Origin of the sequence: Streptomyces sp. NPDC005574, assembly GCF_040605435.1 — a bacterium.
Lineage (GTDB): Bacteria > Actinomycetota > Actinomycetes > Streptomycetales > Streptomycetaceae > Streptomyces.
On sequence record NZ_JBEXCW010000195.1, the window covers coordinates 1 to 5,776 of the forward strand.

Annotated in this window: 1 protein-coding gene; it reads left to right on the plus strand. The window is 65.7% G+C overall.

Translation table 11 applies throughout. The features are described from left to right. Positions 1-186: 186 nt before the first annotated feature. Positions 187-5,776, plus strand: a 5,590-nt coding sequence (locus ABZT03_RS42680) for an FG-GAP-like repeat-containing protein (RefSeq protein WP_356049517.1), incomplete at its 3' end; no start/stop codon positions are given.

The following is a 5,776-nucleotide window of genomic DNA, read 5'->3' on the forward strand; positions in this document are numbered from 1 at the left end:
TCTTGGAGGGTGAGTGGGTTTTGCTCATGTGGTGGGTGGTGTTTTTCGCTATTTCTGTTTGGTACCAGAGGTAGGGGGCTGCCTGTCTCTTACCCGGGCTGGTGTTTCGCCCTTCTGGGAGATGGAAGGACTTTCAAGATCATGAAAGTTGGTAGGGGTAGGAGACGTTCATCGTCGTCGGTGGTTGTGGCGGTGGCGGTGGGGGCGATGTTCACTGCGTTCGCGGGGCCTGGTGTCCCGGTGGCTGCGGCTGCGGTGGGGGACCCGCCGGTGCTGAAGAACGAGCTGGCGGCTTCGGGGGAGGTGTCGAAGGCGGCGGGGGCGGGTTATCTGCCGTCGGGTGGGGGTGCGTCGGCTTCGGGTGCGTTTACCCAGTCGGTGTCGCTGGATGTGCCTGGGGGCCGGGCGGGGATGGCGCCGGCGTTGTCGCTGGAGTATTCCAGTGCCGGGGACGGCAATGGTCCGGTGGGTGTGGGGTGGGCGCTGGCGGGTGCTTCTTCGCAGATCACTCGGTGTCCCCGGACGCAGGCGCTGGACGGGCTGACTGCTGGTATTTCTTTCAGTCAGGCTGACCGGTTCTGTCTGGATGGTCAGCGTCTGGTGCAGGTGGGGGTGCTGCCGGGGAATACCGATAATGTGTATGGTGCGGATAAGACGGAGTACCGTACGGCATCGAATTCTTTTGAGAAGATCGGGGCGTTCGGCGGGTCGAAGGATCGTGGCCCGGCGGAGTTTACGGTGACGTCGAAGCAGGGTGTGACGCGGACGTATAAAGCGCGTTACGGCAGCCGGAATGTTCAGGGTGTGGGGTTCGATTCGTCGAACAAGGCGATCGTGGCGACCGATTCTACGGATTCGCGTAGGATTGTGTGGACGCTGGATGCGGAGTCGGACCGTGCTGGGAATACGGTGACGTATGTCTATGACACGGCGGCTGCGGCGCGTAACGAGTTTCTTGTCTCGGAGATTGACTATACGGGCTTCGGGACTGCTGAGGCGCCGAAGCGGCATGTCGATTTCACGTATGAGCCGGATTCCGCGGGCAGCTGGTCGACGTATCAGGCCGGTGTGCGGTACGAGCACACGCAGCGTTTGAAGACGGTCAGTATGTTTGCGCCCGATCCGGCGGCGACGCAGCTGGTGCGGCAGTACAACCTTTCCTACATTGTCAGTAATACCCACCGCAGCCTGCTGTCGTCGGTGGAGGAGTGCGGGCCGCTGGGCGGTTGCCTGAAGAAGAAGAAGTTCAACTGGAACAATCCGTCCGCGGTGCCGTCGTTCACGCCGGTGGGCGCGGGGACCGCGGTGCTGGACACTGCCTCGCCGGTGGCTCCGGCGATGCGGGTCGGGGACCTGGACGGCGACGGCAAGGACGACTTGCTGTATTCCCGCGGCGGCGGCACCGGGCTGACCAATCCCGATCAGTTGCGGTTCGGGAAGTCGCTGACCAGTGTGGTGAACCTTGATAATACCAAGGGCTGGACACCGCTGGTCGGGGCGATCACCGATATCCGCTCTTCTCGTGTGATGGATGCCGATGGTGACGGCCGTTCGGATGTGCTGGTCGCCACCGACCGCAGCACCGACCCGGGCTTTCCCCACTCGTTTTCTGCCCAGCTGAAGAAGTGGGACGCCGCTTCGGGGAAGTTCGTCACGATGAGTTCCCCGTTCTCTTTGAAGGACACCCGGGCGGGGAACTTCGCCGACGTCAACGGTGACGGCAAGCTGGACTTCATCAGTTTCGACGGCGGGACCGCGTCTGCGCCGAAGATGGCGGTCCGCATGGGTAACGGGGACGGCTCCTTCCAGGATCCCCAGGTCACCAATGCCGATGCCCGCTGTGACCTGGGTGTCAGTGATGTGAACGGGGACGGGCGGACCGAGCAGCTGGCCGCGCAGTGGACCGGGGTGGACTGCAGCACCGATGTGTATGCGCTGCGGGACAATGACGGCTTCGGCTCGATGACCACTGCGTCGCAGGACTTCGGGCAGGCGGGAAAGACGTTCCACAAGGCGACGCTGAACCAGACCGGTTACAAGTCGTTCTCCGGGGACTTCAACGGTGATGGCCTGACCGATGTGCTGATGCTGCCGCCGAAGACCACCAGTACCATCCCCGACCTGAGCGGGGTGGTGTTGTTCAACACCGGCGCCGGCCTGGCCGCCCCGCACACGGTGGTGATCCCGCACGACAAGTTCACCGACGTGCGGATCGCGGACGTCAACGGCGACGGGCGCGACGATGTGGTGTCGTTCGCCGCCAGCACGAACATCTCGATCTCCAACGGGAACGGCACCTTCACCTCTGCGGATGTGTGGGGCAGCGGCGGCACGGCGCACGACACGGCGGGACGCACCACCTCGCAGCTGGGTGACTTCAACGGCGACGGCCGAGTCGACATCGTGATGGTCAGCCAGGGCGGACTGAACGTCCTGCAGCAAAACGAGCGGTTCACCGACACCCTGTCCTCCGTCCAGGACGAGGGCGTGGCCTGGCATCGCCAGGACGTCACCTACTCCAACCAATGGACCAGCCACCCGGAGGCGATGGGCGACTACACCTGTGCGTTCCCGCTGGTCTGCCCGAAGCACGGTATGACGGTGGTCCGCAAGGTCACCTCCCGTGAGCACCAGGTCAACACCACCGCCCCCAGTGCGGCCCGGGTCCTGGAAACCAGCTATGAGGACCCGGTGATGGACGTCACCGGCGCGGGCAGCCTGGGATTCGGGTCGTTCACGCAGTGGGATGTCCAGCGGCCGACGGAGACGGTGACCACGTTCGCGCACCGCAAGTCGGTGATGGTCGGCGGGGCCCGCATCTATCCGGAGGCCGGCCGACCGGCAACGGTCCGGACCGCCACCCCGATCATGACTCCCGGTCAGGGCTCCAACCCGCCGAACTGGCCGTCCCGGATCAGCCTGACCACCCACACCTACCAGACTCTCAGCCAGCATTCGGGCAAGGTGTCCTCCGTCTTCGACCACACCCAGGACACCAAGCAGTGGGAGCAGTCCACCGGGATCACCTGGGGCGCGCTGAGCGCGGATTCCCCCAATGAGCACATCACCGGGATCAGCGTGCCTGCCACGCCGGCACGTCACACGACGCAGACATCCGAACTGAGCAAAGACGACTACGGCAACGTCACCAGCACCTCCCGGATCACCGGCGGCGGCACCCAGGAGTTCGCGCAGACCGACTACGACACCAGCCAGGCGGCGGTGGACGCGTGGCGGGTCGGTGAGGCGACGCAGACCAGGACCTACAGCACCGCGGCCGACGGCACCACCCACGGCCAGCGGAGCGTGGACTACCACCACAACGCCCAGGGCCTAATCGACACCGTCACCTCCGAGAAGGCCAGCACCGACGACCGTATCGGGCAGACGGTGTCCTACCAGTACAACGACCACGCCGTGCTGACGAAGGTCACCACTTCGGCGAAGAACCGGCCGCCTGTGGTCGAGCACATCGAGTACACCCTGCCCGGCGGGCAGCCGGCCTTCCCCGGCGAACCGAACGAGCAGATCTGGCCGGTCCAAACGTGGCGGGAGCACAACGAGACGGCCAGCCGCCCCTCGGTATGGACACTGACCCACCCCGCCTACGGGGCCACGCTCGGGTCCGAGGATATCAACGGCCGGCGCACTCTCACCAAGATCGATGATCTGGGCCGGCCGGTGGCGGTGACCGCCGACGGACAGGACCCCACCACAATTTCCTACGCCGACCGTCCCGATTCCGGCGGCACCAACGGCACCGTCACCACGATCACGAGCGGACCGCAGACCACCACCTCCAGCCAGGACGTCACCGGCCGCCCGCTGACCGCCGTCGTCACCGGCTTCGATGGCCTGCCGGTCACCACCAAGACCAGCTACGACGTACTCGGCCGGACCGTGGCCTCCGCCGTGCCGTCACCGTCCGGCGGTGCGAACACCACCCACTACGTCTACGACAGCCTGGACCGGCTGACCCAGATCACCGACCCGGACGGCAAGAAATCCGACCACACTTACACCTTCGACACCGACACCGCCACCGACGCCGAAGGACGCACCGCCAAGGTGACCTACGACGTGAACGGGCGCATGGTCACCAGCACCGCCTTCACCAGCACCGGCACCTCAGGCACACCGGTCACCACCAGCTACCACTACGCGCCGTTCGACCTGCTCGACAAGATCACCGACAACAAGAACAACGTCACCTCGATGACCTACGACGTCCTCGGCCGCAGAACCGCACTGGTCGACCCGGACAAGGGCAAGACCACCACCAGCTACTTCGGCGACGGCCTCATCGACACCGAAACCCACCTGCACACCGACGGCACCCCCGGTAATACCACCGCCTTCGACTACGACGACCTGGGCCGCAAGACCCGCAGCACCACCGAAGACGGCGCCTCCACGTTCGTCTGGGACACCGCCCCCGGCGGTATCGGCCAGCTCGCCTCCGCGACCAGCCCCGACGCCATCACCACCAGCTACCACTTCGACAACCTCGGCCGCCCGGTCCGCACCGACCTGAGCGACGACACCAACCACACCACCTACACCACCAGCACCACCTACAACACTCACGGACAGCCGGCCACCCTGGCCTACCCCGACGCCGCCGGACACAGGTTCACCCTCGGCTACGGCTACAACCCGGCCGGCTACCCCGACACCGTCAGCGACATCACCGCCGGACAAACGGCTGCCAAGGACCTGTGGAAGGTCACCGACCGCAAGGCCAACATGGCCCTGGGCACCGCGGTCATGGGCGCCGGCACCGCGGCGATCACCCTCACCGACTCCTACGAGGCGGCATCCGGCCGCCTGCACAACACCACCGCCGTCAACGCCACCGACGCGGGCACCGCGGGCCGCACCCTGCTCGACCTGACCTACGGCTACGACGACACCGGCCTGGTCACCACCCGCAAAGAGGCAGACGACTACACCCAGCGCTCCGAGACCTACGGTTACGACGGCCTGGACCGGCTGAAGACCTGGGACCTGACCACCCCGGCCAGCACAACACCGGCCACCACCACCTACGGCTACGACACCCTGGGCAACCTCACCAACGCCGACCGCACCGACAGCCTCGGCACCGTCACCAGCACCCGCACCTACGGCCAGGCCAACGGCACCCAGCCCCACACCCTGACCGGTATAACCAACACCTGCCCCAACAGCCGCACCTGCCCCGGCAGCGACCACCCCGTCTACGACGACCGCGGCCGCCAGATGGCCGGCCATGACCGCGCCACCGTCACCTACACCGCATTCGACCTGCCCAAGACCATCGTCATGAAAAACGGCGCCAAAACCACCTACCGCTATGACGCCTTCGGCGTCCGCGTCCAGGAAACCGGCCCCACCGGCACCACCTTCATCGTCCCGGGCCTGTATGAAAAACGCACCACCCCCAGCGGCGCCGTCACCCACGTCTACTACCTCAAAGGCACCGACGGAATCATCGGACAGGCCGTCTACGACGGCACCACCACCACCATCCAATACCACCTCACCGACCACCTTGGCAGCATCACCGCCACCACCAAAACCAGCACCACCGGCGCAGCCACCCGCGACCAGTCCCTCTTCTACGACCCCTACGGCAAACCCATCACCAGCCCCGGCCTCCCCACCACCCCCACCAGCGACACCACCCACGGCTACACCGGCCACGAAATGAACACCGACCTCGGCACCATCAACATGAACGGCCGCCTCTACGACCCCACCGAAAACCGCTTCCTCACCCCCGACCCCCTCATCA